The following is a 3,180-nucleotide window of genomic DNA, read 5'->3' on the forward strand; positions in this document are numbered from 1 at the left end:
CCACCCCGACGCTGCGCGCGGTTGCCATCTTCGAAGGTTGAGCCGCGAAGCGGATCAACCAGCGCCGCCACCCCAGCTTGTCCGGCGGTGTCCGGCGCACCCTGGAGCGGCGCATCCGCTCATGGCGTGCGCTGCATGGCGCGGACCAGGAGGTGATCTTCCGCCAGGTGCATGAGTCGGGGCGGATGGGGCTGTCCGATTTCACCGACAACGCCGATCTCGGCGTGACCGTCGCCGGTGAACCGCTCGATCACCGGCTGTATCACTTCCGCCTGGTCTACTCGGGCTTCGAGCATGCGCATGTGATCCTCGGCGGCGAGAGCTACGTGGCGCTGGCCGAGGGACTGCAAAATGCCTTGTGGGCGAAGCTGGCCAAAAGGTTCCGCCGGCGTAAGCCGGTGGAATGGCCAGATGAGGGGCTCGGCGGAGCGCCGCACGAACACCGCAGCGACAGCCTCTCGGCGGCGTTCCGCAACCTCAACGCCGATGCGCGCGCGGACCTGACCCAGCGCTATGAGATGCTGTGCGCTCATTACGGCATGCAGCCGACGCGCAACAACCGCGGCGTGGCGCATGAGAACGGCTCGATCGAGAGCGCGCACGGCCATCTCAAGAAGGCGGTCAGCGACGCGCTGCTGATGCGCGGCAGCAGCGACTTCGCCAGCCTGGCCAGCTATCGCCGGTTCATCGACGAGACCGTCAGCCGCAAGAACGCCCGCTCCACCAGGCGCATCGAGGCCGAGCGCGCGGCCCTGCTGCCGCTGCCGGCGCAGCGCAGCGGCGATTACGAGGAAACCGTCGTCACCGTCACCACGTCGGGCGGCTTCCTGCTCAAGAAGGTGTTCTACACCGTGCCGTCGCGGCTCATCGGCCACCGCCTGCGGGTGCGGCTGTATGACGACCGCCTCGAACTGTTCATCGGCGGCACGGCCTTGATGACCCTGGTCCGTGGCCGCGCCGAGCCGACGGGCAAGCACGCCCATGTCGTTGACTATCGCCACGTGATCCATGCGTTGCGGCGCAAGCCGATGGCGCTGCTTGGCCTGGTCTACCGTGACCAGCTCTTCCCGCGTGACGCTTACCGTCAGACCTTCGAGCGGCTGCTCGAGAAGCTGCCGCAGGCCGCCGCCTGCCGCCTGATGGTCAACCTGCTGGCGCTGGCCCACGAGCGCGGCTGCGAGGCGGAACTTGCCGCGCTGCTGGCCGCCGATCTCGCGGCGGACCAACTGCCCGACCTGGCCGCCTTGCGGGACCGCTTCGCGCCGGATCCGGCGACGCTGCCCGCGGTCAGCGTCCAGCTCGCCCCGCTGAGCAGCTACGAGGTGCTGCTCGGCAACGAGCAGGGAGAAGCGGCATGAACCCGGCCATCGACGCCGCCCGGCTGACGCTGCTGCTCAGCGAACTGCGCTTGCCCGCCATCAAGCAGGGCTGGGCCGGCTTTGCCGAGCGCGCCGACACGGAGAGTTGGCCCGCCGCCCGCTTCCTCGCCACGCTCGCCGAACACGAGGTGGCCGAACGCGATCGCCGTCGCATCGAGCGTCATCTCACCGAAGCGCGGCTGCTGCCGGGCAAGACGCTCGACGGCTTTGAGTTCGACGCCGTGCCGATGCTCTCCAAGGCGCGGGTGATGGCGCTCTGCGCTGGTGACAGTTGGATCGACAAGGGCGCCAATCTCCTCCTCATTGGCGGGCCCGGCGGCGGCAAGACCCATCTGGCCTCGGCCATCGGCCTGGCCTTGGTGGAGAACGGCTGGCGGGTGCTGTTCACCCGCACCTCCGACCTGGTGCAGAAGCTCCAGCTCGCACGCCGCGACCTTGGCCTCGAGGCGGCGATCAACCGGCTCGACCGCTTCCACCTACTGATCCTTGATGATCTTGCCTACGTCAGCAAGGACCAGGCGGAAACCTCGGTGCTGTTCGAGCTGATCAGCGCGCGCTATGAGCGCCGTTCCCTGCTCATCACCGCCAACCAGCCGTTCGGCGCCTGGGGCAAGGTGTTCCCCGATCCGGCGATGACGCTGGCGGCGGTGGACCGGCTGGTCCACCACGCCACGATCTTCGAGATCAACGTCGACAGCTATCGGCGGCGGACGGCGCTGGAGCGCAAGCAGAAGGGCCCCGGGCGGCCGCCTACCTACGCGACCGCCAGGGACGCCAGGGCGGTATCGCGGCACGACGATCAGGACCAGCCCGCGTCCGCACCGGCGACACCCACACCGGACATCTGAGCCACCCCGGGCGCGGGGTGCGCCTGCCCGTTACGCAGTCACAGCCGGATCGGCCCGTGACTGCGTCACAACACGTGGAATGGACACGCCTATGACGCACCGCACGAGAACGGCGGCGGAACGACAGGCCGCCTGGCGCAACCGCAGGGCCACGGCGGGCGAGAACGGCGAGCGGCGGATCAATACCTGGGTCAGCACAGGCGCGGCGCTTGCCCTGGCACGGCTGGCGCGGCATCACGGCCTCACCCAGCGCGCCATGCTGGAACACCTGCTCGCCGTCGCCGACGATGCACTCACCGCCGAACTCGATCCGATGTCGCACGCCTGGGATGCCTACTTCACCGTTACGCAGTAACGCAGCCTCCGGCGTTACGCAGTCACGGTGGCCTGGCAGGTGGCGCAGAGACAGGCCGCCTGCCAGGGGCGACACGCGACAGGCTCCGCGTCCGTTACTGCGTAACAGAGGGTTTGTCGCGCCGCGACAATCAGAGCCAAACTTCGCCCTTGCCAGCGACAATCACACCCGACATCATCAGATCGTTGCGGTCATCAGTTCTCATCCTGATTGACGCTCATTCTCATCCAGATTGGCGCGCTACAGCTGGTGCTTGGGAAGGGCTACTTTTTCCAGTGCCAGGGGAGAAGATCGTTGATCTTTTGGATGGGATGATCAGCAATGCGTGCGAGAATGTCGGTCAGGTAGGCCTGTGGCTCGACGCCATTCATCTTGCAGCTCTCAATGATGGTGTAGATGCAGGCCGCGCGCTTTCCGCCGGCGTCGGAACCACAGAAGAGGTAATTCTTGCGGCCCAGAACCGGTGGTTTCGAGCCTGTTTGACTGCGGCGACACGCTATGACCGAGACGACCGTCCATATGCGATCCCGTCGTTCTGTCGCGCGTTATCGGCGCGGCAGGAGGAGCAAGCCATGTGGACGGCGGCACATCGCGAGCG

The 3,180-nt window shown here is 67.2% G+C and carries 2 protein-coding genes and 2 pseudogenes; 3 read left to right on the plus strand and 1 reads right to left on the minus strand.

Annotated features, from left to right (window positions below):
* Window positions 1–62: 62 nt before the first annotated feature.
* From CCS01_RS16445 to CCS01_RS16455, 3 genes and pseudogenes are all read left to right on the plus strand, one after another.
* A pseudogene (locus CCS01_RS16445) lies at window positions 63–1,358 on the plus strand (IS21 family transposase); the annotation flags it as partial.
* Window positions 1,355–2,227: an IS21-like element helper ATPase IstB gene (gene istB, locus CCS01_RS16450; RefSeq protein WP_104519873.1), complete on the plus strand. Its 873-nt coding sequence runs from the start codon at window positions 1,355–1,357 to the stop codon at window positions 2,225–2,227. The pseudogene CCS01_RS16445 and the gene istB, both read left to right, overlap by 4 nt.
* Window positions 2,228–2,318: 91 nt before the next feature.
* Window positions 2,319–2,582: a hypothetical protein gene (locus CCS01_RS16455; protein ID WP_104519874.1), complete on the plus strand. Its 264-nt coding sequence runs from the start codon at window positions 2,319–2,321 to the stop codon at window positions 2,580–2,582.
* 263 nt (window positions 2,583–2,845) lie between these two features.
* Here CCS01_RS16455 and CCS01_RS35280 read toward each other — a convergent pair.
* Window positions 2,846–3,040: pseudogene (locus CCS01_RS35280) on the minus strand (transposase domain-containing protein); the annotation flags it as partial.
* Window positions 3,041–3,180 lie beyond the last annotated feature (140 nt).

The sequence above is a fragment of the Rhodopila globiformis genome (assembly GCF_002937115.1).
In the GTDB taxonomy this organism is placed as follows: domain Bacteria; phylum Pseudomonadota; class Alphaproteobacteria; order Acetobacterales; family Acetobacteraceae; genus Rhodopila; species Rhodopila globiformis.

Excerpts from the sequence above, each read along its gene's own strand:
- CCS01_RS16455 (WP_104519874.1), top strand. The coding sequence starts at position 2,319 with ATGACGCACCGCACGAGAACGGCGGCGGAACGACAGGCCGCCTGGCGC.
- istB (WP_104519873.1), top strand. The coding sequence starts at position 1,355 with ATGAACCCGGCCATCGACGCCGCCCGGCTGACGCTGCTGCTCAGCGAA.